Origin of the sequence: Granulicatella seriolae (genome assembly GCF_024543085.1) — a bacterium.
Classification (GTDB): domain Bacteria; phylum Bacillota; class Bacilli; order Lactobacillales; family Aerococcaceae; genus Granulicatella; species Granulicatella seriolae.
In genome coordinates this window covers 395,934-421,584 of sequence record NZ_JANHNZ010000001.1, presented here as the reverse complement: position 1 = coordinate 421,584, position 25,651 = coordinate 395,934, and the positions used below count along the sequence as shown (strand labels likewise).

20 protein-coding genes are annotated in these 25,651 nt (G+C 38.6%); 18 read left to right on the top strand and 2 right to left on the bottom strand.

Going from position 1 to position 25,651, the window contains the following annotated elements; all coding sequences use genetic code 11:
- The first annotated feature begins 6 nt into the window (after positions 1-6).
- Positions 7-801, top strand: coding sequence for a MurR/RpiR family transcriptional regulator (locus NPA36_RS01870; protein WP_256944419.1), 795 nt, complete (start codon positions 7-9; stop codon positions 799-801).
- Here NPA36_RS01870 and NPA36_RS01865 read toward each other — a convergent pair.
- Complete coding sequence (locus NPA36_RS01865) at positions 795-2,177, bottom strand: glycoside hydrolase family 1 protein (protein ID WP_256944418.1); 1,383 nt, start codon at positions 2,175-2,177, stop codon at positions 795-797. The genes NPA36_RS01870 and NPA36_RS01865 overlap by 7 nt on opposite strands.
- A gap of 275 nt (positions 2,178-2,452) precedes the next feature.
- Between NPA36_RS01865 and NPA36_RS01860 the strand changes: the two genes are divergently transcribed.
- The 16 genes from NPA36_RS01860 to pheT all read left to right on the top strand — a co-directional run bounded on the left by NPA36_RS01860 (position 2,453) and on the right by pheT (position 23,051).
- Complete coding sequence (locus NPA36_RS01860) at positions 2,453-3,868, top strand: Y-family DNA polymerase (RefSeq protein ID WP_256944417.1); 1,416 nt, start codon at positions 2,453-2,455, stop codon at positions 3,866-3,868.
- Positions 3,865-4,227 carry a hypothetical protein gene (locus NPA36_RS01855; protein WP_256944416.1) on the top strand — a complete coding sequence of 121 codons (363 nt, stop codon included), beginning with the start codon at positions 3,865-3,867 and terminating at the stop codon, positions 4,225-4,227. Before NPA36_RS01860 ends, NPA36_RS01855 begins: the two co-directional genes overlap by 4 nt.
- A gap of 592 nt (positions 4,228-4,819) precedes the next feature.
- Positions 4,820-6,514 carry a putative polysaccharide biosynthesis protein gene (locus NPA36_RS01850; protein WP_256944415.1) on the top strand — a complete coding sequence of 565 codons (1,695 nt, stop codon included), beginning with the start codon at positions 4,820-4,822 and terminating at the stop codon, positions 6,512-6,514.
- Between the two features lie 7 nt (positions 6,515-6,521).
- Positions 6,522-7,253 carry a pseudouridine synthase gene (locus tag NPA36_RS01845; protein ID WP_256944475.1) on the top strand — a complete coding sequence of 244 codons (732 nt, stop codon included), beginning with the start codon at positions 6,522-6,524 and terminating at the stop codon, positions 7,251-7,253.
- A 23-nt stretch (positions 7,254-7,276) separates the two neighbouring features.
- Positions 7,277-7,576: a rhodanese-like domain-containing protein gene (locus tag NPA36_RS01840; RefSeq protein WP_256944414.1), complete on the top strand. Its 300-nt coding sequence runs from the start codon at positions 7,277-7,279 to the stop codon at positions 7,574-7,576.
- Between the two features lie 418 nt (positions 7,577-7,994).
- A complete protein-coding gene (locus tag NPA36_RS01835; protein ID WP_256944413.1) occupies positions 7,995-8,717 on the top strand; it encodes an ABC transporter ATP-binding protein in 723 nt (240 codons plus the stop codon).
- Positions 8,710-10,275 (top strand): COG1361 S-layer family protein, encoded by a 1,566-nt coding sequence (locus tag NPA36_RS01830; protein WP_256944412.1) that lies wholly within the window; start codon positions 8,710-8,712, stop codon positions 10,273-10,275. Before NPA36_RS01835 ends, NPA36_RS01830 begins: the two co-directional genes overlap by 8 nt.
- The gene (locus NPA36_RS01825; RefSeq protein WP_256944411.1) at positions 10,235-11,638 is read left to right on the top strand and encodes an ABC transporter permease; all 1,404 of its coding nucleotides are present in this window, start codon (positions 10,235-10,237) and stop codon (positions 11,636-11,638) included. The genes NPA36_RS01830 and NPA36_RS01825 overlap by 41 nt, the downstream gene beginning before the upstream one ends.
- 57 nt (positions 11,639-11,695) lie before the next feature.
- Complete coding sequence (locus NPA36_RS01820) at positions 11,696-12,391, top strand: response regulator transcription factor (protein WP_256944410.1); 696 nt, start codon at positions 11,696-11,698, stop codon at positions 12,389-12,391.
- A complete protein-coding gene (locus NPA36_RS01815) occupies positions 12,378-14,039 on the top strand; it encodes a sensor histidine kinase (protein WP_256944409.1) in 1,662 nt (553 codons plus the stop codon). Before NPA36_RS01820 ends, NPA36_RS01815 begins: the two co-directional genes overlap by 14 nt.
- A 178-nt stretch (positions 14,040-14,217) precedes the next feature.
- Complete coding sequence (gene pepV, locus NPA36_RS01810) at positions 14,218-15,627, top strand: dipeptidase PepV (protein WP_256944408.1); 1,410 nt, start codon at positions 14,218-14,220, stop codon at positions 15,625-15,627.
- A gap of 708 nt (positions 15,628-16,335) precedes the next feature.
- Positions 16,336-17,637 carry a murein hydrolase activator EnvC family protein gene (locus tag NPA36_RS01805; protein ID WP_256944407.1) on the top strand — a complete coding sequence of 434 codons (1,302 nt, stop codon included), beginning with the start codon at positions 16,336-16,338 and terminating at the stop codon, positions 17,635-17,637.
- A 136-nt stretch (positions 17,638-17,773) separates the two neighbouring features.
- The gene (locus NPA36_RS01800; RefSeq protein WP_256944406.1) at positions 17,774-18,547 is read left to right on the top strand and encodes a TrmH family RNA methyltransferase; all 774 of its coding nucleotides are present in this window, start codon (positions 17,774-17,776) and stop codon (positions 18,545-18,547) included.
- An 80-nt stretch (positions 18,548-18,627) separates the two neighbouring features.
- Entirely contained in the window at positions 18,628-19,146 is a 519-nt protein-coding gene (locus NPA36_RS01795; protein ID WP_256944405.1) for an HD domain-containing protein, read from the top strand.
- A gap of 430 nt (positions 19,147-19,576) precedes the next feature.
- Positions 19,577-20,632, top strand: coding sequence for a phenylalanine--tRNA ligase subunit alpha (gene pheS / locus NPA36_RS01790; RefSeq protein WP_256944404.1), 1,056 nt, complete (start codon positions 19,577-19,579; stop codon positions 20,630-20,632).
- A gap of 4 nt (positions 20,633-20,636) precedes the next feature.
- Positions 20,637-23,051: a phenylalanine--tRNA ligase subunit beta gene (gene pheT, locus NPA36_RS01785; protein WP_256944403.1), complete on the top strand. Its 2,415-nt coding sequence runs from the start codon at positions 20,637-20,639 to the stop codon at positions 23,049-23,051.
- A gap of 1,115 nt (positions 23,052-24,166) precedes the next feature.
- Here pheT and rnhC read toward each other — a convergent pair.
- Positions 24,167-25,108, bottom strand: coding sequence for a ribonuclease HIII (gene rnhC / locus NPA36_RS01780; protein ID WP_256944402.1), 942 nt, complete (start codon positions 25,106-25,108; stop codon positions 24,167-24,169).
- A gap of 179 nt (positions 25,109-25,287) precedes the next feature.
- On the opposite strand from rnhC, the gene zapA reads away from it, so the two are divergent.
- Complete coding sequence (zapA, locus tag NPA36_RS01775; RefSeq protein ID WP_256944401.1) at positions 25,288-25,650, top strand: cell division protein ZapA; 363 nt, start codon at positions 25,288-25,290, stop codon at positions 25,648-25,650.
- Position 25,651: the final 1 nt, after the last annotated feature.

Sequence of the window (25,651 nt, the reverse complement as noted above, 5' to 3'; positions counted from 1 at the left end):
GAAGTTATGGAACCAATTATGAAATTATTTCAATACTTTAATGAAGAGTCTCAAGAAAGTACCTATTATACCTTAGTAGAGTTTACCCTTAATCACATTAAGCAACTACCAGAGCTTTCGATTAGTGATTTCTCAGAGAAAACTTTTGTCTCAAAAGCTACCATCACCAGATTCACTCATTTTTTAGGTTTTGACAGTTATAAAAGTTTTAAAAAATATTTCCAAGTTATCGGAGATTCTTCTCGTAATTCTTTTTTACGAATGTCAGCAGGAGAAGTCAAGCGTCTAATGAGTGAGCCTACTCAATTTTTCTATGACTATACCGAGCAAATTATTCGGTCACTTGAAGATACACGTCAAACGGTTAAAACTGAAGAGGTGGATTTGATTGTTCAAGCTGTAGTAGCTGCTTCTAAGGTGACCTTTGTTGGTTATAGTGATTCAAGTTATATTGCAACAGATATCCAGTTGGGGTGTTTGGCAGCTGGAAAACTAGTAGAAGTTCCGAAAACGCAAGTCAAATTTAAGGAAATTGCTACGACCTATACAGATAAAGATTTAGTAGTCATTTTGTCAAACTATGGGAATTTTTTCCATTTGTATAATGACTTTTATCAAAGCTTACTCAAACGTAAAGTTCCGGTGATTCTTATCACCCAAAACTATTATTCAATGGATTCTTTTGCCTTTAAACAGACACTGTATCTTTGCTCACAGCGCCATTTGAATGTAGGAAATTATCCATTACGCTTGTTTTCTGACTACTTTGTTCGGCGTTTTGTTTTCCACGTTAATCATTGATTGGCATGACTAGCTATTAATTGTTGATAGAAATAAAAGCTGTCTTTTTTATATCGTTTTTGTTCCTTGCTGTCAAAATTTGTTCGATCGACAAAGACCATGCCATAACGTTTTTCCATACCATCACCTACACTTAACAAATCAATAAAGGACCAAGGGTTAAATGAGATAACATTAACGCCATCTTCCATAGCATAAGCCATTTGTTGGATATGTTCTTGCAAATAGGCAATTCGTTGAGAATCGTGAACTTTCCCATCTTCTAAAGTTTCTTCCTCAGACCAACCACATTCCGTGATGACAATCGGTATCTGACCGTAGCGATCCATTAATTGCCTTAAGCCATATTGTAGGCCTCTTGGGTCAAAATTCCAGCCCCATTTCGTATATACTAAGTCCGGATCTTCAATACGTTTCATACGTTGAAGGATTGGGGCTTTTTCGTCTATATCCATGTTTGCTTCAACAATGGTTGTACAATACCAGTTAATGCCTAGGTAATTTGCCCTGCCGTTAGATAAGATTTCTTCATCGCCGACTTGAGTAGTGATGGTTATTCCCATCTTAGTTAATTCGTTCTGGAAGTATTTTGGAATTTTACCTTTTAATGCCACATCCATTTGAGCAAAAGAGTAAAAGTCTTCCAATTGTTTGGCCGCCATCATATCGTAAGATTTTCTTGAGGCAGGTAGTGTGGTGATATAAGAAACTGCTGGACCAATAAAGCCACTAGGAAATTGTTGATGAAACTTTTTATAAACAATGGCTTGTGCTAACCACATATGGTAGTTGGCTTGAAAGGCCAGTTGGAACCGTTGTTCTGCCGGTAAATCAGGATGGATTCCTATCATATCTGAGGCAACAACTAAAACGGCTTGTTCATTGATGGTTAACCAGTAACGAACTTTATCACCAAATTCAGTTAATAAGCAATCAGCATACTTAACAAAATCAGCCACTGATTGACGATTAGCCCAACCACCATATTTTTTGATAAGGCCAATTGGTTGGTCAAAATGATACATAGTTACAATTGGTTCAATACCATATTCCAGTAACCGGTCAATGAGTTGATGGTAAAAATCTAAGCCAGCTTGATTAGGTGTTGTCTCATCGCCATTTGGAAAAATTCGTGGCCAGCTAATGGAGAACCGGTAGCTGGTCATACCTAGTTCTCGCATCAGTTCAAGGTCTTCTTCCCAATGATGGTAATGATCTGCAGTCTCCTTAGTGTCTAACTGTTGTCCACTTTTTGTGAACGATCGGATATCTGCGATAGACAATCCTTTCCCATCTTCTTGATAGGCACCTTCAACTTGAAAAGCACTAGTAGATCCCCCCCACATAAAATTTTTTGGTATAGCTTTCAATTCCATTTAAAGTCCTCCTTCTTTATTGATGTCTTCGTATTTAGTATATAGAAGCCTAGGCTAATTTTGTTGCCAGAATAGTAGTATGATTTTCAAAAAGAAGATAAAAGTTTCGTAAACATGAAAGTTTTATGCTAGAGAAATAAAGCATTATTCACGACAGGTATATTGTTCACCATCAACTCTCTATCTATGAAATTTAAACCATGTTCCCCTTGAAGAGCAGAACATAAGTTCGTATAATGTGATTAAAGTAAACAACAAATAAAGGGGTCTTAACGATGGGATGGATTGATTACAGTAGAGAACCTAAGTCGGACATTGCATTTTTCGATATGAAGTCTTTCTATGCTAGTGTTGAATGTGTGGACAGAGGATTACACCCTTTGACAACATCACTGTGTGTGATGAGTCGAGCTGACCATACCAATGGATTAATTTTGGCTAGTTCGCCAACATTTAAAAAAGTATTTGGTAGAGATAATGTTGGTCGTAGCAACGATTTGCCATTTGATATGAAAACACGAAAATTTCGTTGGGCCATAGCTAAAAAACAGGGTATAGAGCCAACAGCAGATTATATTCAGTTTATAGAAAGTTGGGCCAAACAAACCTGGATTGTTCCACCTAGGATGGGGCTTTATATTCAAAGAAATTTAGAAATTCAAGAAATCTTTCAAAATTATGCGCCAAAAGAGGAAATCTTGCCTTACTCTATTGATGAGGGATTTATTGATTTAACGAGGTCTCTACCTTATTTTATTAAGGATAAAAGTCTTTCTCAAAGAGAGAAACTAGACCTTTTATCTCGTAATATCCAGCATGATATTTGGACTAAGACAGGAGTTTATTCGACAGTAGGGATGAGTAATGCCAATCCACTTTTGGCCAAGTTGGCCTTAGACAATGAGGCTAAACATACTAAAAGCATGCGTGCAAATTGGTCTTATGAAGATGTAGAAACAAAAGTTTGGAAGATTGAGCCTATGACAGATTTTTGGGGAATTGGACATCGAACGGAGAGACGCTTAAAGCAGATGGGGATTTATACCATCAAGGATTTAGCAAATACCAATCCAGACCTATTAAAAAAAGAGTTTGGTCTTATAGGCCTACAGCTATTTTTTCATGCAAATGGTGTTGATGAAAGCAAAGTTATCGAACCTTATCAAGCAAAAAGTACCGGACTAGGCAATGCTCAAATTCTGCCAAAAGACTATGTAAAGCAAAGAGACATTGAATTGGTCTTATCCGAAATGGCAGAACAAGTGGCTATTCGATTGCGAAAGCGACACCGTAAGGCTACAGTTGTGTCTATCTATATAGGATTTTCTCGACAAGAAAGAAGAAAATCCATTAGTGTACAGAAAAAAATCGAACCAAGTCAAAGCAGTCGAGACTTGACTAACCATGTCTTATCTTTATTCAGAAAGAATTATTCTAATGGGGCAGTTCGAAATATTTCAGTTAGATATGATGGCTTAGTTGATGAGAACTACACTATTCTTTCCTTATTTGATGATATAGAAGAAGTAGAAAAACAAGAAAGACTAGAAAAAACTGTCGATGACATTAGAGATAAGTTTGGTTACCTTTCCATCCAAAAAGCCAACTCACTTTTAGAGAGTTCACGAAGTGTAGCCAGAAGCAAGCTTATTGGTGGTCATTCAGCGGGCGGATTGGATGGGTTAACATGACAGTTGATCGCTCCTACCTACCATTCAAGTCAGCAAGAGAATACAACGACCGGAAAATGGCGAAATGGATGGGCTTTTTCTTGTCGGAACATTCTACTGCTTTAAACGAGACAGGGCATACTATTGATTTTAGTGCGACATTACCATTATCAGAAAAAGTGCTGCTACTTAATCAAGCCTATTCTAATGGACTGACCTTAAATTTCATTGTTATAAAGAAAAACAAGAGAGAGTCAGTGTCAGGATACATTACCCAGTTGACACCGGAACAGGTAGGGATTCAATCACCAAATAAACACTATATGCTCAACATAGACGATATCGTAGCTATTGATGTAGCGGCGATAACTGAGAACTAAAAAAACAAACAATAATATAACTAATTTGGAGCTGATGGGGCTGGGCAAAAAGTCCATAATGACTAATATGTATTTTTAAATCACAAAAGAGTTTTGCGAAAATCTTATCAGAAATGAGAACGGTGGCACCGCAGTGAGCCAAGGTCTCACTGGCTTAGCTGTCTACGTGGCTGTAATCGGCGAAAGCGCCAAACATCCACTGTGCGTCAGCTATCTTTGCACCGTTATTTCTGGTAAGATTTTCGCAAAACTCTTTTGTTTAAATAGCAGCAAGGACTTTTTGCTCAGCTCCTTTTTGAAGAAAACTTTATATGGTTGTATGCTATAAGCTCTAATATGTGCGGCTATTTAATTGATAAAATCTGCCTTATACTTGAATCATACTCAACTTTATTGATACAATTTGTAATAGTTTGAACTAAAATGTGCTTTGTAGAAAAAAATAAACATTATGACAAGCGATACAAAAGCATTAATTTTTGCTAAATCCTTAAATGATACTCTAGTATTTTTTGTAGTTATAAGGTAATCTTGAGAAGAAACGCAATCAAATGAAACCTTATGGCTGTTTATTGAAGAAAGTAGGCTTGAAATGGCAGATAACCAAGAACAAAGAACAAGAAGAAAACACGGATTGGCGGATTTGGACCAGTCCAATGAATCTTCTCAGGAAACCATGTTAAAAAGCTCAGCTTGGCTAACGGCAGGGAGTATGATTTCCCGCTTGCTGGGGGCATTATATATTATTCCATGGGTCATGATGATGGGAAACCAAGTAGATTCTGAAAGGGCTAATGCTCTGTTTACAGTAGGTTATGGAATTTATGGGATTTTCTTGCAAATTTCTACAGCGGGATTTCCATCTGCTATCTCTAAATTAGTGGCAGACTATAACTCCCGTGGTGAATACAAAACAAGTTGGCGGCTCTTTAGAAGTAGTATGTGGTTTATGTTAGGTGCTGGAATAATTTCTGGTATCGTTATGTATGCAACTGCACCTTTGCTAGCTTCTGGTGGTGTATCAGAGAACGTGGCACAAGGAACTCTAGTCATTAGGTCACTAGTTCCTGCAGTCGTCATTATTCCAGCCATGAGCCTGCTTAGAGGATATTATCAAGGCTTTAACGATATGGCGCCATCTGCCATTTCCCAGTTAATCGAGCAGGTTGTGCGTATTATTTATATGTTGGTTATGACCTTTATGATTATGATCGTTTTAAATGGTGATTTTAGTGTTGCTGTAGCGCATTCTACCTTTGCTGCCTTTGTTGGGGCAATTGCTTCTATGGGTTATCTCTTTAAGAAATTATGGCAAGACCGTCCGTATTTAGAGACACTAATGGCCAAAAGTAAGCCTGTTCGGCAACAACCAACACGAATCATTATTTTCGAGATGATTCGCGAATCTATACCTTTTGTTATTATTACGTCAGGAATTCAACTAGCTTATTTGGTTGACCAATTTTCTTTTAAACAATTGGCACAGCTGATGATGCCTCAATTAAGTACGGCAGATATCGAAATCCATTATGCTCTTTTTGCATCAAATGGTAATAAGTTAATTATGATTATCATTTCTTTAGCGGTTAGCTTAGCTGCGGCAGCCATCCCCTTGTTGGCGACTTATTTCTCAGCTGGCAACAAAGCTGAGACCAAGTTGATTATTCGTAAAAATATAGGTCTATATGCCTTTATCATGTTCCCAGCAGCTATTGGGATGGCGATTGTAGCACAACCGATTTATAATATTTTCTATTTTCCTAATCCTTTAGGAGCAGAATTATTAGTTGTCTCTTGTATTATGAGTATTATTTTAGGGGCATACACTATTTTGAGCGCTATGCTTCAGGCTATTCAAGAACATGGGGAAGCCATTAAAGGTTTGGCGATGGGTCTTCTCATCAAAGTGTTATGGCAACCAGTCTGTGTCTATTTCCTAGGAACGGCTGGACCGATTTGGGCAACGACTTTGGCCTTTACTGTGTCATCTGTTTATATGTTAGCCCAACTATATCGCATTACGAAGTTTGATTTGAAAGGAACTATGTTTGATGTTCTAAAAATTTCAGGCTTAACGGCTCTGATGGCAGTTTCTGCTTATCTGACCTTGCGTCCAGCTAGTCTGGTGTTATCGCCAGAACGAAAGGTGACGGCATTTATTATTGTCATCTTAGTTGCTCTGGTTGGAGGGGGAGTTTACGTTATTGCTTCCTTAAAAACACGTATCGCAGATGATATGTTGGGAGATCGCAGTCAGACCATTCGTAGAAAGTTGAGAATTAAGTAAGATGAAGATGCGGCTAGATAAATACCTGTCAGATAGTGGCTTTGGTAGCCGAAGTCAGGTCAAAGAGTTGATTCGAAGCAAATCCGTTCGAGTCAATGAACACGTGGTGACCAGTCCTAAACAATCTATTGATACACAAGTGGACTCAGTAACCGTAAATCAGGAACCAGTGCACTATGAGAAGTATGTATACTATATGCTCAATAAACCAAAAGGGGTCATTAGTGCTACGGAGGATGACAAGCATGCAACGGTGATGGACTTGTTGGATTCCATCGCTGTGGTCAAAGAAGCTTTTCCGGTAGGACGGTTAGATATTGATACCCATGGTCTTTTGCTCATCACCAATAATGGCGGTTTAGCCCATGCGCTTTTATCACCGAAGAGGCACGTGTCTAAGACTTATCGTGCTCTTGTTCAAGGCATTATGACTCAAGAGGACCAAGAAAAGTTTCAAGAAGGCATTGTCTTGGAAGATGGTTTCAAATGCATGCCAGCAAGATTGAGCATTTTGGAAAGCAATGCCATAGAAGAGACTTCTCTAGTAGAAATTACCATTAAAGAAGGTAAATTCCATCAAGTTAAACGTATGGTTAAAGCTTGTGGCAAGACGGTGATGGATTTACAACGCTTATCCATGGGAGATTTACATTTGGACCCCAATTTGCAAAAAGGAGATTTTCGTGTTTTAACCAATCAGGAACGCAACATGTTAAAAAACTATTATTCTGATATATAAACCATTTGATAAAGGAGCTTTTTATGTACCCATCTATTTCCATTCAGGATTTTTACGACTTAGTTCAAGACCAGGAATTAGCCGTTTTTGATGTGAGAGCAGCTAATCGATATGCAAGTGGACACGTGTCAAGAGCTATCAATGTTCCTCTAGAAAATCTTGCGCAAGAACTAGATAAATTTGATTCCGAAAAAATGAATTATATTATCTGCCAGACAGGGGTTAGTTCTCAACGAGCCTGTCAGTTTCTTGTCAATAATGGGTTTCCAGTAACAAATGTAGCAGAAGGCACCAGTCAATGGCCAGGGAGATTGGAATATTAAGCCCTTGTCAGACTAGAATCTAATCATTAAACGTTAAAGAAACACCTAGAATCCATGTTCATTAGAACTTGATTCTAGGTGTTTCTTTAATGATGACAGCTTGCGAAGCTGGGCAAAAAGTCCATAATGATTACTATTTATATTTAAATCGCAAAAGAGTTTTGCGAAACCCTTACCAGAAATGAGAACGGTGGCACCGCCATGAGACCAAGGCTCACGGCGGTGCCACCGTTTTTATTTCTGATACAGTTCTAGGAAACTCTTTTGTGATTTAGGAATAAATTTTATTGATACAGACTTTTTGCCCACTTCGGACATTTTATAGAATTCTTATTCTTTAGGAAGATTAAGGTTACATAAAGGGTTAACTAAGAGTGGAAGAGTATACTGGTTCTAGTTTGAATGTGGAGGTGTTCTCTTGCAAGTCATTGAAGTTAAAAATGTCTACAAATATTATAAGGTTGGGCAAGAAGTGGTTAAAGCGCTTGATGGGATTGATTTTGAAATTTTAGAAGGAGAGTTTTGCGCTATTGTTGGGACATCTGGCTCAGGAAAATCAACACTTCTTAATTTATTAGCTGGTTTGGAGCCGCCTAGTCATGGGGAGATTATCGTTAACCAGCGTCATTTGGAAAAACTAGGAGAAGATGAATTGGTCAGCTTTAGAAGGAATAATATTGGTTTTATCTTTCAATCGTATCAGTTACTACAAACCATGACAGCTTTGGAAAATGTGGCTTTGACTTTAAGCTTTAGAGGAGTTCCACGAAAAGTTAGGGAGAAAAAAGCAGTAAGAATGTTGGATTTAGTGAATTTACAAGAGCATATGAGTCATATGCCATCTCAGATGTCAGGTGGTCAGCAGCAAAGAGTTGGGGTAGCCAGAGCTTTAGTGATGGAACCGAAAATTATTTTTGCCGATGAGCCGACTGGTAACTTGGATACGAAAACGTCAAGAGATATCATGACTCTGATGAAAGAAATTGTCGAGAAACAGAAACGAACCTTAATTATGGTCACACATGATGATGCCCTAGCCAGTTACGCCAATCGCATCATTAAAATTATTGATGGCAAAATTGTATCGATTACGGTTAAAGAAAATATAGTTAGTCAAATGGAGGTTTCAATCAATGAATAAAGTCAAAAAAGTTATCAAAATATCTTGTATGCTTAGCAGTCTTCTTTTGTGCTTATCACCAATATCCATTTATGCACAGGAAAATGGCTCCCAACCAGACAGTTCATCTACAGAAAGTTCCATCCCGCCAGAAAAACCTAGTCGTCCGCAAATGGTGGATTTCCAATTGAGCCTAGTTGGTCCCGCCATTCCAAGTTTTCAAGCAGGTCAAAGCCAAAAGATAGGTGTACAACTAACCAATAAAAGTACTAGTAAGGTGACAAAAGTTAGTATCAGGCCCAAAGTTTCAGCGGCCACTAATGAATGGCCATTTGAACTGGAAAATAAAGACTATAGTAATCCGATTGGTGACTTAGCTGCCAATCAATCCATGGCTAGTGAATGGATGTTTACTGCTCGCCAAGATGTTAGCTCTACTTACAACAACCTTATCTTTATCATTAGCTATTTTGACGGGACTAGTCAGCAGGAAGTTGAGAAAAATATTTATGTCAAAACAGTAGCAGATAAAAATCTATCATCCTCTCAAAGTTCTCAAGCAGAAGACAAAGAGGAGAAGCCAATAAGTGCCTCAGCGCCTGAACCAGCTGCTACAGATGAAACCACAAATGAAGCTGGCATTATGAATAGTGAGGTAAGTTTTAGTGGTGGTGGAACGCCAGCTAGTCCTTCCTCTGTGCCAAGAGTTATTGTTACGGGATTTACAACGGACCCTAAAGAAGTCAGGGCGGGTTCTAACTTTAAACTAAGTATCCAAGTAAAAAATACGTCTAGCACTACAGCTGTCCGTAATATGATTGTTGGTTTTACGGCACCAACAGAGGGGAAAGATGATAATACAGGCCCAGCTTTCTTGGCGTCATCAGGAGCGAATACTATCTATATTGATAGCATTGCTGCCGGTAAAGAACAAACGATCACCATGGAATTAAATGCCAAGCACGATTTGATTCAGAAACCATATAGCATTGAATTAGCAATGAAATATGAAGACAGCAATAGTACGCAATATGATGCTACTTCTAGTTTGTCTATTCCTATCAAACAAGCAGCAAGATTTGAGTTTGCCGCTATTCAGTTAACTCCAACAGAAATCACAGTCGACCAAGAGTCTAATCTAACGACCAACCTATATAACTTGGGGAAAACCAAGTTGTTTAATGCAAAAGTACGAATTGAAAGCAAGTCAGTCAGTGCAAATGAAATTTTTCTAGGAAATATTGATTCTGGTGCTACAGCAACGATTGATATGATGTTAAAAGGCTTGGCTGAAACGAAAGAGGGAGAAAAAGTCAATCTGGTCTTCCAATATGAGGATAGTGATGGCAAGACGATTGAAACCAAAAAAGAGTTTGAAGTGAAAGTCATAGCCAGTACGCCGATAGATGTGAGCGAAATAGAAGAACCAAAGGAATCAGGTTTCCCAATACTACCCATAGTAATTGCTACTTCTGTACTGGTAGCAGGAATATCTGCATGGCTATGGATGAGAAAAAAGAAAGCAAAGGATGTCGATGATGATGAGTTTGATGGATCTTTTGGTCATGAGCAAAAATAGTCTAGTTCGAAGAAAACTACGAACAATGCTGACCGTATTAGGCGTTGTAATTGGAACGGCCTCTATCGTTGTCATGGTATCTTTAGGCATTGGGCTACAACAATCCGTCTATAAAACGGCTGAGGAATCAGGTGGTTTAACCAATATTACAGTCACCTCCACTGATCTAGGCATGGACGCAACAACTAGCAAGCAAAGCACCAAAAAAGAAAAACGTGTCACTGATACCAGTATAAAAGAGTTACAGGAGATCGCTCACGTCAAATCTCTTTCTCCAATATTAACAGTCCCTGCTCAATTGCAAAAAGGAGCATACACAGCAAGCGTACAGTTAACCGGTATGAGCGAACAAGCTATAAAAGATCTAAACTTCCCTTTAGCAAGTGGTAGTCTACCAAATAATCAATCTGCTAATATGGAACTACTAGTAGGGAACATGGTAGCCAATAATTTTCATGAGAAGGGAAATGAAGAAGGCTTAGGCATGTATACAGATGATTCAGAAACAACAGATCCTAAAAGCCCAGTTGACTTTACCAAAGACTCTGTTTTCTTGAGCATCACAGATTATAATAGTGATGGAAGTAGCCAAGAAATGGGATCTACCATGAGCTTAGCTACATCTGTTAAACCAGCTAAGAAATATTTGGTAAAGGCTAGTGGTATCTTAAAAGGAACCAGTAGTGAATGGACTTCCTATTCGAATAATGTCTATGTTCCAATGGAAAACTTATTAGGGGTTTTGAAAAAACAAATGAAAAATGGTGTCCTTCCAGGGCAACCAACGAGAAAAGGAGGGAAACCGTATCCTTATCTGGTTTATTCAAGTATCGTGTTGAAAGCTGATAACGTAGAGCATGTGGACAGCATAATGAAAGAAGTTAAGTCTTTGGGCTATCAGGTCAGCAGCAACATGGAACTGATTAATTCTAGTAAGAAACAATTTGCTACTATTCAAGGGGTTCTGGCTGCCATTGGGGCAGTGTCTCTCTTTGTTGCAGCTATCGGTATCACCAATACCATGATGATGTCCATTTATGAACGAACCAAAGAAATCGGCGTTATCAAGGTGTTAGGGTGTAGCTTAAAAAATATCCAGCAAATGTTTCTGATTGAAGCAGCCTTTATCGGATTTTTGGGTGGCTTTCTTGGCAATGTATTAAGTTTTATCGTGTCATTCATGATTAATACCTTTGCAGCTGGAGCGGGAGAGGGTATAGGCGTTAGTGGCAGTTTGTCACAAATTCCTATTTGGTTAGTTCTAGTTTCGGTTGGATTCTCTATTCTGATTGGGATGCTGGCTGGTTATTTCCCAGCGTTACGAGCCATGAAACTTAGTCCTTTGGTTGCTATTAATGGATAGGTTAGTTTCAGTCAAGCGGAAATATGATATAATCAAATCAAAATAAGGGGGGATAAGATGTCTTATACAATACTGATTGCAGAAGATGACCAAGATATTATCGAGATATTAACTTTGTATTTAGAAAGTGCGGATTATAGAGTTTATGCAGCTAGTAATGGTACGGAAGCCATCAAGCTATTTCAACAACACCATATTGACATGGTGGTTTTAGACATTATGATGCCAGAGTTGAACGGCTATGATGTTACCAAAGCCATTCGCGAGCAAAGTAATGTTCCGATCTTAATCCTATCAGCTAAAACACAAGACATGGACAAAATATTGGGACTTAACATGGGAGCGGATGACTACATGACCAAGCCATTTAACCCACTTGAGATTATCGCTCGTATCAAATCAAATTTACGGCGTTATTATGAGTTAGGCGCTAGCAACAATCAAGTGCTCAGTACCCTAACTCTAGGTCAATTAAGTCTTAATATGGAAAAAGCTAGTTTAGAAAAGAATGGGCAACCAATTGCTTTAACAGCTACTGAATTTAAGATAATAGCGATGCTAATGAAGTCTCCAGGACATATTTTTACCAAGGTTCAACTGTATGAACAAGTGAGTGGACAAGATTATGTTAGTGATGACAATACCATGATGGTGCATATTTCCAACCTGAGGGATAAGATTGAGGATGATTCTAGAAATCCTCAGTACATAAAAACGGTTAGGGGAGTAGGGTATAAGATTGAGAAAACCTAGGGAAGAACGTGAAAAAGAAAAAGGGAGTTTAACCGCACTTTTAATGCGGAATTATATCTGGTTTACCTTAATCATTGTTGTCACAGCCATTGCTATTTTCGGTTTAACTAGCCTTGCTTTGAACAATATGACCCTTATACAAAGAGAGGATCAATTGCAACGCTACAAACACTTCTTGGAAAAGCAAGACTATAAAAAATTTCCTAGTGACAAAGTGTTGGGAACAGATAGCTATTTTGAAATTTTAGATAAAAATGGTCACGTTATCTACAATAGTTCCATTCATAAAGATGATAGTTTTACCAGTGAAGAATTAACCCTAATTCCTAAGTTTGGTAAAAATCAATATAGCCAAATTAGTCAGTTTATTGGTGAAAATGGGCAGGAACAAATTCTTGTGGAAATTATGCAAGAAGCGGATGCCGCAACGGTAGATGGTAGTAGCTTTGGTTATTTTGGGGCTTCTGAACAAGTTGATTTTGTTTTGATGGCAAAGGATAGAACGATTCTATCGACCAGCTTAGCCTTGGAAAAAAAGCAGTTAACGGAAAAGGATTATCAACTTCTAACGCAAACCTATCAATCAGATTATTTGATGAGTTACTATGGATTTAAAGACTCTAATGGGGAAGAAAAAACGCTCTTGGTCTATCAACCTTATTATTCGGAGAGAGAATCTAGACGTTTCGACCAGATTATTATCATAGGAACAGTCATATTTTTGACTATCTATATTACGCTACTGATTGTTTTTGTATTTTTCTTTCGCCGAAAAGTTAATCGTCCCTTGAAACTCTTAGACCAAGCGATTTCAAGCCTAGCTCAAGGTCAATCGGATAGCCGTGTGAATTACGAAGGACCTAAAGAGTTTGTTGATATCTGTAATAGTTTTAATACAATGGCTGACCAACTAAGGGTTAGTGAGTTGAAGAGGAAGACTCTAGAAGAAGAAAAGCAAAAAATGTTAGCAGATATCTCTCATGACTTAAAAACACCGATTACGGTGATTCAAGGATATTCTAAAGCCATTGTTGATGGATTGGTAGAAGGAGATAAGCAAACTAAATATTTGGAAACCATTTATAGCAAATCATCTATTTTAAATCAGCTTATCAATTCATTTTATGAATACAGTAAGATACAACACCCGCAATTTCAACTTCATAAGCAGGCGTTGGATTTTTGTGAGTTTGCTAGGTCTTATATTGCCTCGGCTTACAATGAGTTTGAGATTGCTGGTTATGGTTTGGAAGTTTTAATTCCAGAAGAAAGTATCAATGTAGAGATTGATCCTGCTATTTTCACTAGGTCTTTGGATAATTTGCTAGGGAATTTTCTTAAGTATAATCCACCAGGGACTACGCTTTTATTTGAAATTACAAAAAGTGACGAAGAACTTATTTGTTATATAGCGGATGATGGCGTTGGCCTTCCTATCGAAAAGTCTCAAAGTTTATTTGCACCATTTGTTACGGGGAATGAAGCTCGTTCTAATGGGCAAGGTTCTGGGTTAGGGTTGGCTATTGTAGCGCAAATTATTAAGGAGCATGGTGGTACTATTGACTTAATCCAACCAAGATGTGCTAACTACAAAACAGAATTCCGGATTGTTCTGCCTGTCATGAATCGTGTGGCTAGAAGAGAATGAGGTTAAAGCAATTGGGGGAGATGTCTCTACTAAATAAAATTAGTTTCTAAATCATAAAAGATGGCTTATCTTCTAGCCATCTTTTTTTGAGAAATGGCTGTAATTGTTTTTACTCAGTTGGAAAAAGTGATAAGATGGAAGAAGAAAGTTTGACTAAGAAGAGAATGGGGGAAGCACAGTGGAAATTAACTGGAAAAAGGAAATCGAAGATCGCAAGGAAGACTTATTGGCTGACTTGTTTGATTTGCTTCGTATTGATAGTGTTCGTAATGATGAATTAGCTAATGAGGATCAACCTGTTGGACCTGGACCAAAAGAAGCGTTAGAAAAATTCTTGGCAATTGCAGAAAGAGATGGTTTTGTCACCAAGCAAGTCGGTAATTTGGCAGGACATATTGAGTATGCACCAAACCCTGATTTTACAGAAACGTTAGGAGTTTTAGGCCATGTTGATGTTGTTCCAGCGGGGACCGGTTGGAATACGGACCCATTTGAGCCACAGATTATTGATGGCAAAATTTTTGCTCGTGGTTCAAGTGATGATAAGGGACCGAGTATGGCAGCTTATTATGCCTTAAAAGTTATCAAAGATCTTGGCTTACCGCTACAAAAACGAGTGCGTTTTATTATTGGTACGGATGAGGAATCTGGTTGGAAATGTATGGACCGTTATTTTAAAACGGAAGAGATGCCAACCTTTGGATTTTCTCCAGACGCTGAATTTCCCATCATTAATGGTGAAAAAGGAATTGTCTCACTCCATCTAGAAACGCATGGGAATCAACCAGAAGGGGACTATCGTTTGCTTAGCTTTGATGCTGGGTTGCGTGAAAATATGGTTCCTCAAGACGCGCATGCGGAAGTTTTAGTTCCTAACCCATATGAATTTGCTGACCAATTCCAAGCCTTTTTAGCAGTTAACCCAATTCTTGGAACGGTTGAGGTTAATGATAACCTAGTCGTTCTAGATGTGATTGGTAAATCAGCTCACGGGTCTCATCCAGAAGCTGGAGTTAATGCTGGAACTTATTTGGCAGTCTTCCTCAATGGCTATAATTTCCAAGGGACAGCTAAAAAATATTTGGACTTAACGGCTAGATTACTCCATGATGATCCTTTTGCAACTAAGTTGAAGTTAGCCTATACGGATAGTGTGATGGGGCCTTTGACCATGAATGCAGGTATTTTCACCTATACTCCTGAGTTGGGCGGTACGATTGTTTTAAACTTTAGATTCCCACAAGGATTGAGTGCTGAGGGATTAGAGATTAAAACAGAGATTGCGGTGGCCTCTTATGGTATGACTGTTGGAAGAGGTAAGACACAAACACCTCACTATGTGTCTCCGGAAGACCCATTGGTGTCAACGCTGCTAGATGTTTATCATCGCCAAACTGGTTTGCCAGCTCACGAGCAATCTATTGGAGGTGGTACTTATGGCCGTATTTTCGAGCGTGGGGTTGCTTATGGTGCTATGTTCCCCGGTTATGAAGATACAATGCATCAGGCTAATGAGTTCATGACCATGGACGACTTATTGCGTTCAGCAGCCATCTATGCAGAAGCGATTTATGAATTAACCAAATAAAACTATCTATACAAAATGGTGCCAGGTGATGTTTCGCCTGGTGCTTTTTATTTATAGTAGAAGAGGTTAATAAGTATATCTTCCATAGAAAATCGACTCTCCAGTTTCACTGTTGGGAATGATGGTATAGAGCATGACTGACGTATAGTGATTTTGGGGCTGGGCAAAAAGTCCATAATGACTAATATCTTTTTTTAAAAGCACAAAAGAGTTTTGCGAAAATTTTATCAGAAATAAGAACGGTGGCACCGCCATGAGCCGAGGTCTCACTGGCTTAGCTGTCTACGTGGCTGTAATTGGCGAAAGCGCCAAACATCCACTGTACGCCAACTATGCTTATACACCGTTATTTCTGATAAAATTTTCGCAAAACTCTTTTGTTTTAATAGCAATCTGGACTTTTTGCCCAGCCCTTTACAGATACGTAGATAGCTAAGTCGAAAGACCAAGGCTCACGGCGATGCCGCCGTTCCCATTTCTGATAGATTTCTGGGGAACTATTTTATGATTTAGAATGCTTTTGTTTTATTACGGACTTTTTGCGCATCCAATGTGACCAAACAAATTAAGAAAAAATAAAGAAAAGCATAAGAAATGTGAAACCTGATTGTAATATATGGCAAGACACTTGTTACATAACCTTAACCCATAACTGGCTTTCTTATGTTATACTTTTTTAAGTCACTAGGAAAAGGAGAACAATAACTTATGAAACGATTTATATTTTCATTATCGGCTATGGCCTTAACGAGTGTACTACTTACTCAACCAGTTCAAGCAGAAACCATTGAGGAAATGCAGGCACAACAGTCTCAACTGCAAGAACAATCTTCAAGCGTGGAACAAGAACTTAATGATAAAACTAATCAAATCAACCAATTACAAACTTCTAAATCAGTATTAGAAGGCGAAGTAAGTCAAATGCAAGAACGTATTTCAGAATTGGTCGATCAATTAACACAACAAGAAATCAAATTGGATGAAACCAATCAAAAAATAGAGACATTAAAAGCAGAAATAGCTAAATTAGAAAAAATCATTGCAGAAAGAACAAAGGCTTTGCATTCGCAAGCTCGTAAAGTTCAAACTGATGCCGGCGCACAAGGAATGATTGAAATGCTCTTTGATGCCGAAGACTTAACGGATTTATTCAATCGAGCAAGTGCGTTAACAACCATTATTTCTGCCAACAAAGATGCATTAACTCGTCAAGAAACTGACCAGAAACTTTTAGAAGAAAAACAAGCACAAGTTGAAATTGAGCGCCAAGAAATTGAAAGCTTAAAACAAAGCATTGAACTATCTAAAAGCAATGTTATTGCGCAAAAGAGTGAAGTTGACGCTAAAATTAGTCAAATTGCAGCAACTGTTAACTTAACGCAAGAAGAAGCTGCTTCTTTAGCGCAAAAACAAGCAAGTATTAATGAGAAAACATCTACTTTGGCAAGTGCCATTGAAGCAGAAAAAGGTCGTCAAGCTGAGTTAGAAAGACAACAAGCAGCTGAATTAGCACGTATTGAAGCAGAGCAAGCAGCTAGCCGTCCAGCAGTAGTCGCTACTACAAGCACTTCAAGCCAAACAAACACCAGCACAACTACGAGCAAACCAGCAACAAGTTCTGGATTTGTGATGCCAGCAAGCGGATATTATTCGTCTTACTATGGTTGGAGACCAGATCCATTTGGTGGTAGTTCAACAGTTTGGCATACTGGATTAGATATTGCTGGTTCAGGGAATATCGTCTCTGTAGCAGATGGAACAGTTGAATTTGCTGGATACAATAGCGGTTATGGCTATTATGTTATCGTCAATCATGGCAATATGAATGGTGCTCAAACTAAGACACTTTATGCTCACATGGTTTCTGGCTTATCTGTTTCAGCTGGACAATCTGTGTCACAAGGTCAAAAATTAGGTGTTATGGGAACAACTGGTTATTCAACTGGGGTTCATTTACACTTTGAAGTGATTATCAATGGTTCAAATGTTGACCCACTTAATTATCTATAAAACTTATGGCAAGTAGTCTCAGGGTTGAGGCTGCTTGCTTTTTTATTATAACTGTTGCGGAGCTTATGTATGTTTTGTGGCTACTTATGCTATAATGCGAGATGAAGATTAATTTATTAGGGAGTCGTGTTTAGTTATGAACATCATACGGTCAACAAAAAATGCAATGATTAAACAAGTCAATAAACTGAAATCCAGTAAGGGTCGTAAAGCTCAAGCAGCATATTTACTGGAAGGCATCCATTTGGTGGACGAAGCTATAAAGGCTGATGCTGCTATCAAATATCTTTTTATTTCTGAGGATTTCTCTTATTTGAAAGATTATGAAGTTCTTACCTATAACATTATTCTACTATCGCCTTCAGTGATGGAGTTCTTGTCCTCAACCGAAACCAATCAAGGGATAATCGCCTTAGTAGATATGGAGGAAGTTTCTCTTGATCAAAATTTACAAGGGAAATATCTCGTGCTAGATGCTGTTCAAGACCCGGGAAATCTGGGGACCATAGTTCGTACAGCTGATGCAGCGGGCTTTACAGCTGTTATTGTAGGTCAGGGAAGCGTGGATCTTTACAATGATAAGGTTTTGCGGTCCATGCAAGGTAGCCAATACCATATTCCTATTTTTAGAACTGACTTACGAGAGTGGCTAGTAGAATATGCTAAAACAGGCTACCCAATTTTTGGTTCAGCCTTGGATAATCAGGCAAGGGACTATCAGATTGTGACAGGACATGACCATTTAGCGATTATTGTAGGCAATGAAGGCAATGGTATTTCTACAGATGTTTTACAGCTTTGCACCGAGAAGGTCATGATCCCTATTTATGGTAAAGCAGAGTCTTTGAATGTTGGTGTAGCAGCGGCTTTATTGACTTATAAAGCACAAGAAAGTATTAAGAATTTGTAAGCATAGCATCTTTGTTTTGTATTTTTTATCTGGACGGCTTATAATGATTATGTAATAGACCAATACAAAGGGGATTTTTCATGCATCAAGAAAAATGGAAAAAAGATTCGGAGTATTGTGCCTTAATTGAAGATTTACTTCAATATGAAGAAGTTCAAACGCTCGTGAATTACACACACCATTACACCACCAATCGATTAGATCATTCACTTTCTGTATCCTATAGGAGCTATCTAGTGGCTAAAAAACTAGACTTAGATACACGTGCCGTTGCACGTGCTGGTCTGTTACACGACTTGTTCTATTACGATTGGCGCACCACAAAATTTGACGAAGGCACCCATGCCTTTGTTCATCCGCATATTGCCTGCCAAAATGCAGAGAAATTGACTGAGTTGTCAGATTTAGAAAGAGACATCATCATCAAGCATATGTGGTTAGCGACAGTGGCTTTTCCTAAATATAAGGAAAGTTACATTGTATCCTTGGTTGATAAATACTGTGCTATTACAGAAGTATTGTCACCAGTGAAAGCAAAAATCGCTTCTTGGTTCAATGGTGGTAAAGAAAGAGTTAGAGTAACTTCTAAAACACAATAATCCATCTTCTCAGATGAGCTTTCCTTAGGGAACTCATCTGAGTTTTTACATTTATTGGCAAATGGATTAGATAAGATGGTTGACGCTTGTACATTTTCTTGATAGTATAAAGCAATAATATAAAAATCGTTGATAGAAACGGGTTTATTATCTTTTGATACAGGGAGGTCAGCCATAGACTGCAAGCTGACTAGATAGAGCGATAAACTTTTCACTTCTTGAGTGAGTGTGGTAATGGACATGTCCAAAACATACTTCGGCTACTAACCGTTATTTAGTTTCGAGTGTCTATTATGTTAGAATAATAGGAACTAGGGTGGTACCGCGATTTGATGAAAATGTAATCAATACGTCCCTTCTATGGAAATAGGAGGGGCTTTTTTGTTTCTCTTAAATCCTAAGAAAGAAAATAAATTTTAGGAGGATATTCATGAGTTTACAAGTAATGAAAGATGATTTTCTAGCTATTCAAGAGCAGGCTTTGACAGCTATTGCGACTGCTAGTGACCTTCAGGGTTTAGAACAAGTTAGAATTCAATATTTAGGGAAGAAAGGCCCTATCACTGAGATTCTACGCAATGTGAAGAACTTAGACCCAAGCGAGCGACCACAAGTTGGTGCCTTAGCTAATGAGTTAAGAAAGCGAATTGAAGAAGAGCTAAGTAAGGCTAAAGAAAGTTTGGAAGCAGCTGCTTTACTTCAAGCGTTAGAGGATGAAAAAATTGATGTTACTTTACCGGGCAGACCGTTAGTTAGTGGTACTTCTCATGTCTTAGCTCAAGTTTCTGACCTTGTAGAAGATTTCTTTATTGGTCTGGGCTATCAAGTGGTTGAAGGGCCAGAAGTCGAGTCAGACCACTATAACTTTGAGATGATGAATCTTCCAAAAGACCATCCGGCTAGAGATATGCAAGATACCTTTTATATCACACAAGATTATTTGTTACGAACCCAAACCTCTCCTGTACAAGCAAGAACCATGGAGAAGCATGATTTTACAAAAGGGCCTTTAAAAATGATTAGTCCGGGACGGGTTTTCCGTCGTGACAATGATGATGCAACTCACTCTCATCAATTTTATCAAGTTGAAGGTTTAGTGGTGGACAAGAATATTACTATGGCTGACTTGATTGGTACCTTAGAGGCATTTTCTAAGCACCTATTTGGTGAGGATCGTGAAGTTCGTCTGCGTCCTAGTTATTTCCCATTTACCGAACCATCTTTGGAAGTGGATATTTCTTGTTTCAAATGTGGTGGGCAAGGTTGTTCTGTATGTAAAGGTAGCGGTTGGATTGAAATCCTAGGTTCTGGAATGGTCCATCCTAACGTTTTGGAAGCAGCTGGTGTTGATTCTAGCGTCTATGGTGGATTCGCTTTTGGGTTGGGACAAGACCGTGTGGCTATGCTGAAATATGGTATCGAGGATATTCGTGCCCTCTATACCAACGATATTCGCTTCTTAAGTCAATTCACTGGAAAGGAATAAACAGATGAAACTCTCTTATGAATGGTTAAATGAATTCATTGATTTATCACATATCACTCCTGATGAATTAGGAGAAAAAATGTCACGGACGGGGATAGAAGTTGATAGCGTGACGGTTCCTGCTCAAGGAATGGACAAGATTGTAGTAGGTTTGGTGACTGAAGTGAGTGATCATCCTGACTCTGATCACCTACACATTGCTATGGTTGACGTTGCTAGTGAAGAACTACTGCAAATCGTTTGTGGTGCTCCAAATATCGCTAAAGGGCAAAAAGTCATTGTTGCTCTACATGGGGCAAGAATCGCTGGTGGGCATAAGATCAAACGTGGCAAATTACGTGGTATAGAGTCCCAAGGCATGATTTGTTCACTACAAGAATTGGGTATTCCAAGTTCATTAACACCAAAAGATTACGAAGAAGGCATCTATGTTTTCAAAGACGATGCCATTGAGGTTGGGGCAGATGCTTTGCATGCACTGACCTTAGATTCAGCGATTGTTGAGATGGACTTAACTGCAAATCGTTCGGATGCTTTAAGTGTTCGTGGAGCGGTTCATGAGATTAGCTCTATCTATGGTTTAGACCATAATTTGGATGCGGACCGCAATGAAAGAACAGGTGGTTCTGTCTTAGAGGATTGGATTAGTGTATCCGTTGAAAATACTGACGATGTACCAGACTACCATATTCAGATTATAAAGGACGTGACCATCAAACCAAGCCCAACCTGGATGCAAGCTCGTCTGATTGCTTCAGGAATTCGACCAATTAACAATGTGGTTGATGTGACTAACTATGTCTTATTGGAATATGGTCAACCACTTCATGCTTTTGATTACGACAAATTAGGTTCTAAAACGATTTTAGTGCGAACTGCTAAAGAAGGCGAAGTGTTGGCTACTTTGGACGATGTTGAACGCACATTAACCGATGAAATTGTCATTACGAATGGCAGCCAACCAATCGCTCTAGCAGGTGTCATGGGTGGACTTGATTCAGAAATTACCACTACAACCAAAAATGTCGCCTTAGAATTTGCTTTGTTTCATCCAATCAGAGTTCGCCAAGCTTCTCAAGCCCATAACCTGAGAAGTGATTCAAGCAGTCGATTTGAAAAAGGAATTAATAAGGCGACTATCGTACAGGCTGGGAAACGAGCAGCGCAACTGATTGCGGAGCTTTCTGGTGGAACGGTTGTAGAAGGCACTGCTTCTGTTCAAACAACTGATGCTAAAGCGAAAGATGTTTCTATTAAATTGCAAAGAATTAACCATGTTTTAGGAACAGACCTGTCTCAAGAAGCGGTTAGTCGTATTTTTGACCAACTTGGTTTTGATGTTGACTTAGAAGATGGAAATTATACGGTACATGTACCAGCTAGACGATGGGATATCCATATCGAGGCAGATTTGGTGGAAGAAGTGGGGCGTATTTATGGTTATGATCGTCTCCCAAGAACGTTGCCAACTACTGAAAGTACGAAAGGTGGCTTGAACCCTAAACAAAGTTTCATTCGTTGGACACGCCATTTTCTTCAAGGAGCTGGACTTTCACAGGCTTACACTTATGCACTAACCACACAGAACCGTGCCAAATGGTTCACCTTAGAAGATAATTCTAGTATCGCCTTAGACTTACCAATGAGTGCGGAAAGAAGTGTCTTACGTCAATCTCTTGTTTCTAGTCTTTTGGAGGCCGTGCAATACAATGTGGCTCGCTCACAACAAGATATTGCCTTGTTTGAAATTGGTCGTGTCTTCCAAGAAATTGCGCATAACGACTATCTTGAAGAAGATGTCATTGCAGGAGCAGTTACTGGTCAATGGATTCCTGCCTCATGGCAAAATCCCGCTAGTTCAGTAGATTTCTTTACCGTGAAAGGGGTATTAGAAACCTATCTAGGGAAAATTGGTTGTTTGGATGCTGTTCGTTTCCAAGCCACAGATGCTATTGCTCAACTCCATCCCGAACAAGCAGCTTTGATTTATTTAAATGACCAAGTGATTGGTATTCTTGGACAAGTTCATCCTAGCTTGCAAAAGGAATTGGATTTGAAAGCTACCTTTATCTTTGAGTTGAAGTTGGAACCTTTATTAGCTGAGTATATGAAAGAAAAAGAAATCCACTCTGTCCCTAAATTCCCGGGCATGTCTCGTGATATTGCTATTTTGTTGCCTCAAGAGGTTAGCAATGCTAGCATTGAAGAGATTATCAAACAAGAAGCTGGAGATTTCTTACAAGAAGTCAAATTGTTCGACCTCTACCAAGGTCAAGGTGTAGAGCCTGGCTTTAAGTCATTGGCCTATTCATTGGATTTCTTGAACCCACAAGCAACCTTGTTGGAAGAAGAGATTAATCACGCCATGGATGCTGTTACTAAGGGCTTATTGAAGCTTGAAGGGGTAAGTATTCGTTAGGTGAAAGTACAATAGCTGCTGAAAAAGATTGAGTTTCTTGTTGAAATAAGCGAGTCTCCTGATAAATTTATGAGAAATAATAGCGGTGGCACCACCGTGAGCCGAGATCTCCCGGCATAGCTGCTTACGTGGTTGTCATCGGCTGAAGCCGAAACAGCCACATAGGCAGCTATGTTTGTCATCATTATTCCGGATAGATTTCTGTGGAACTCTTTTATTTAGCTAGTATCTGGAGTTTATGTCCAACCTCGATTCCACTTTATTTTGATCTCTGATATAGATCTTGGAAACTCTTTTGTAGTTTAGAGATAGATATTACTTTTCACGGACTTATTGCCCAGTAACTAACGAATTATGAGAAAACTAGTTCAATTCCAGTGATTTACTGGGAGTAGAAGTACTCTATTCCCAGTAAATGGTTCAAATCAGGTACACTTTCTCATAATTTGACCGATAATCCGCAAAAAATAGCAATATATCCTACCGTTATTATGGATTATGAGAAAAACTGGCTAAATCCAGTGATTTACTGGGAGTAGAGGTGTTCTATTCCCAGTAAATGGTTCAAATTAGGTACACTTTCTCATAATTCGACCGATAATCCAAAAAAATAGCAATATATCCTACTGTTATTACAGATTATGAGAAAAACTGGCTAAATCCAGTGATTTACTGGGAGTAGAAGTGCTCTATTCCCAGTAAATGGTTCAAATTAGGTACACTTTCTCATAATTTGACCGATAATCCATAAAAAATAGCAATATATCCTACCGTTATTATGGATTATGAGAAAAACTACCCAAATCCAGTGACTTACTGGGAGTAGAAGTGCTCTATTCCCAGTAAATAGATTAAATTAGATATATTTTCTCATAATTCGTTCCACTCATTAGTGATTTGAGTCCTCAAACAGCTATTGTGCTATGTACAGATGTGCTTTGAACCGTTATTCCTGAGAGAAGGAGCTGGAGACTTGTTTTTTACTGCTAGACAAGCTTTCAAAAAATAAAAAAACTGACTAAGACAGATTGAAGTTTAAGTACTTCTTTTGTTCTAGTCAGTTTTTTAAATACATGGAGTAGCGTGATTCCATAGATGATTACGTTTCTTTACTCTTAGCTGTTCTGAATTATTGCCACTGCTTTTTCGGTATTCGCAAAATGAACTTTAGCGACTTTCTTCAATAAGTCCATCCCACCGAATTTTAAGACTTCTGAAGCAACTATATCGACGTTGGCTCCTGCTCCGGAAGGGAGAATGATAGATAAGTCTTTGCTTAGGCTATCTAAGCCTTGTAAGAAAGCGTCACGGGCGATGATGGATGCTGCTGCCACAGCTAGATGATGACTTTCTCCTTTAGTTATAAAGTAAACCTTATCTTGAATAATGGTTGATGTGCCTTTTAGATAAGAAAAGTAGGATTTTGGAGTGGCAAATTGGTCAATGAGGTAAGCATCGATGGCTAATTCTGGGTTGCTCTCTTGAAGTTGACTAGTCAATAGAGCCAGAGCTTGATTGTGTAGTTTAGCTTTGATAGCATTTTGATTATGACTAGTTTGCACTTGATTGTACTTTTCAGGCCAGAGAACCAATAATTTATAAGGGATTAGTTCTTTTAATTGTTTGGCTAAGGCTTGAATTTCCTTATCACTTAAACTTTTTGAGTCTTTAACACCCAGTTCTTTTAAAATACTAATTTGGTCGGATGATACATAAGCAGCACAAACGGTAAGCGGACCAAAATAGCTACCAGTACCAACCTCATCGCTACCCACAACGCTCCATGAAGCAAATCCTGCTGGAAGCCCGTTTGTTTTTTGGGTATTTGGGGTTGGCTTTTTTTCTATACTTGTACCAAGCTTGGAAAGTTGCAAGTTGATTTCCTCAATATCTTGACCTTGAACGACTACCTTACCAGATTGGTAGGCAGTTAAGGTAGTCTTAGATAATTTAGCCTGAAAGACTGCGTAGGGTGGCGTTTTGACTAGATAAGATTGGTATTTATGTTGTAGGTCTTTTATTTGATTTGCTGTTAATTGATATACTTTAGTTGCCATATCTACTACCTCCTGATGAATCACCATTTTACCATATTTTCCTCTTTTGCTACAGTCTCATTGTAAAAAGAGCTTGAAAACGAATAAAAGGTGTAATTATTAGCGTTTCATGATAAAATACTAATGATACGTGTGTATAGGCTATCTGATGTGTAGATGAGATGAAGGTGGGGATAAGAATGGCGCAAGCAAAAAGACGGTTTCGAGCAACTATTGCTGGAAAAACATATACAATTGTGGGGACTAAATCTGACCAGCACATGAAAACAGTAGAAACCTTGATAAATGAACAGCTGCAACAATTGCAAAAGATTAGTCCGAGTCTGACGCTTCAAGAAAAAACTGTCCTCCTTTGTGTCAATGCGATCTCAGACCAATTAGATAAACAAAGTGAGTTAATTCAAACGCAAGAAGAGTTGGCTGATGTGCGTAGACAGCTTGCAAAATTGGAAAAGCAATCTATCAATCGCCGAACTAGCATTGCTCAAGATAGAAAAAAGCAACTCAATCAGCAATTTAAACAAGAAGAAACATTTTTATAAG

Coding starts and splice junctions, on each gene's coding strand:
- NPA36_RS01855 (WP_256944416.1), top strand. CDS start 3,865: ATGACAGTTGATCGCTCCTACCTACCATTCAAGTCAGCAAGAGAATAC.
- NPA36_RS01825 (WP_256944411.1), top strand. CDS start 10,235: ATGATGAGTTTGATGGATCTTTTGGTCATGAGCAAAAATAGTCTAGTT.
- rnhC (WP_256944402.1), bottom strand. CDS start 25,108: ATGGCAACTAAAGTATATCAATTAACAGCAAATCAAATAAAAGACCTA.
- NPA36_RS01830 (WP_256944412.1), top strand. CDS start 8,710: ATGAATAAAGTCAAAAAAGTTATCAAAATATCTTGTATGCTTAGCAGT.
- pheS (WP_256944404.1), top strand. CDS start 19,577: ATGAGTTTACAAGTAATGAAAGATGATTTTCTAGCTATTCAAGAGCAG.
- NPA36_RS01800 (WP_256944406.1), top strand. CDS start 17,774: ATGAACATCATACGGTCAACAAAAAATGCAATGATTAAACAAGTCAAT.
- NPA36_RS01850 (WP_256944415.1), top strand. CDS start 4,820: ATGGCAGATAACCAAGAACAAAGAACAAGAAGAAAACACGGATTGGCG.
- NPA36_RS01865 (WP_256944418.1), bottom strand. CDS start 2,177: ATGGAATTGAAAGCTATACCAAAAAATTTTATGTGGGGGGGATCTACT.
- NPA36_RS01840 (WP_256944414.1), top strand. CDS start 7,277: ATGTACCCATCTATTTCCATTCAGGATTTTTACGACTTAGTTCAAGAC.
- NPA36_RS01870 (WP_256944419.1), top strand. CDS start 7: ATGGAACCAATTATGAAATTATTTCAATACTTTAATGAAGAGTCTCAA.
- NPA36_RS01860 (WP_256944417.1), top strand. CDS start 2,453: ATGGGATGGATTGATTACAGTAGAGAACCTAAGTCGGACATTGCATTT.
- NPA36_RS01820 (WP_256944410.1), top strand. CDS start 11,696: ATGTCTTATACAATACTGATTGCAGAAGATGACCAAGATATTATCGAG.
- NPA36_RS01795 (WP_256944405.1), top strand. CDS start 18,628: ATGCATCAAGAAAAATGGAAAAAAGATTCGGAGTATTGTGCCTTAATT.
- NPA36_RS01845 (WP_256944475.1), top strand. CDS start 6,522: ATGCGGCTAGATAAATACCTGTCAGATAGTGGCTTTGGTAGCCGAAGT.
- zapA (WP_256944401.1), top strand. CDS start 25,288: ATGGCGCAAGCAAAAAGACGGTTTCGAGCAACTATTGCTGGAAAAACA.
- pheT (WP_256944403.1), top strand. CDS start 20,637: ATGAAACTCTCTTATGAATGGTTAAATGAATTCATTGATTTATCACAT.
- NPA36_RS01805 (WP_256944407.1), top strand. CDS start 16,336: ATGAAACGATTTATATTTTCATTATCGGCTATGGCCTTAACGAGTGTA.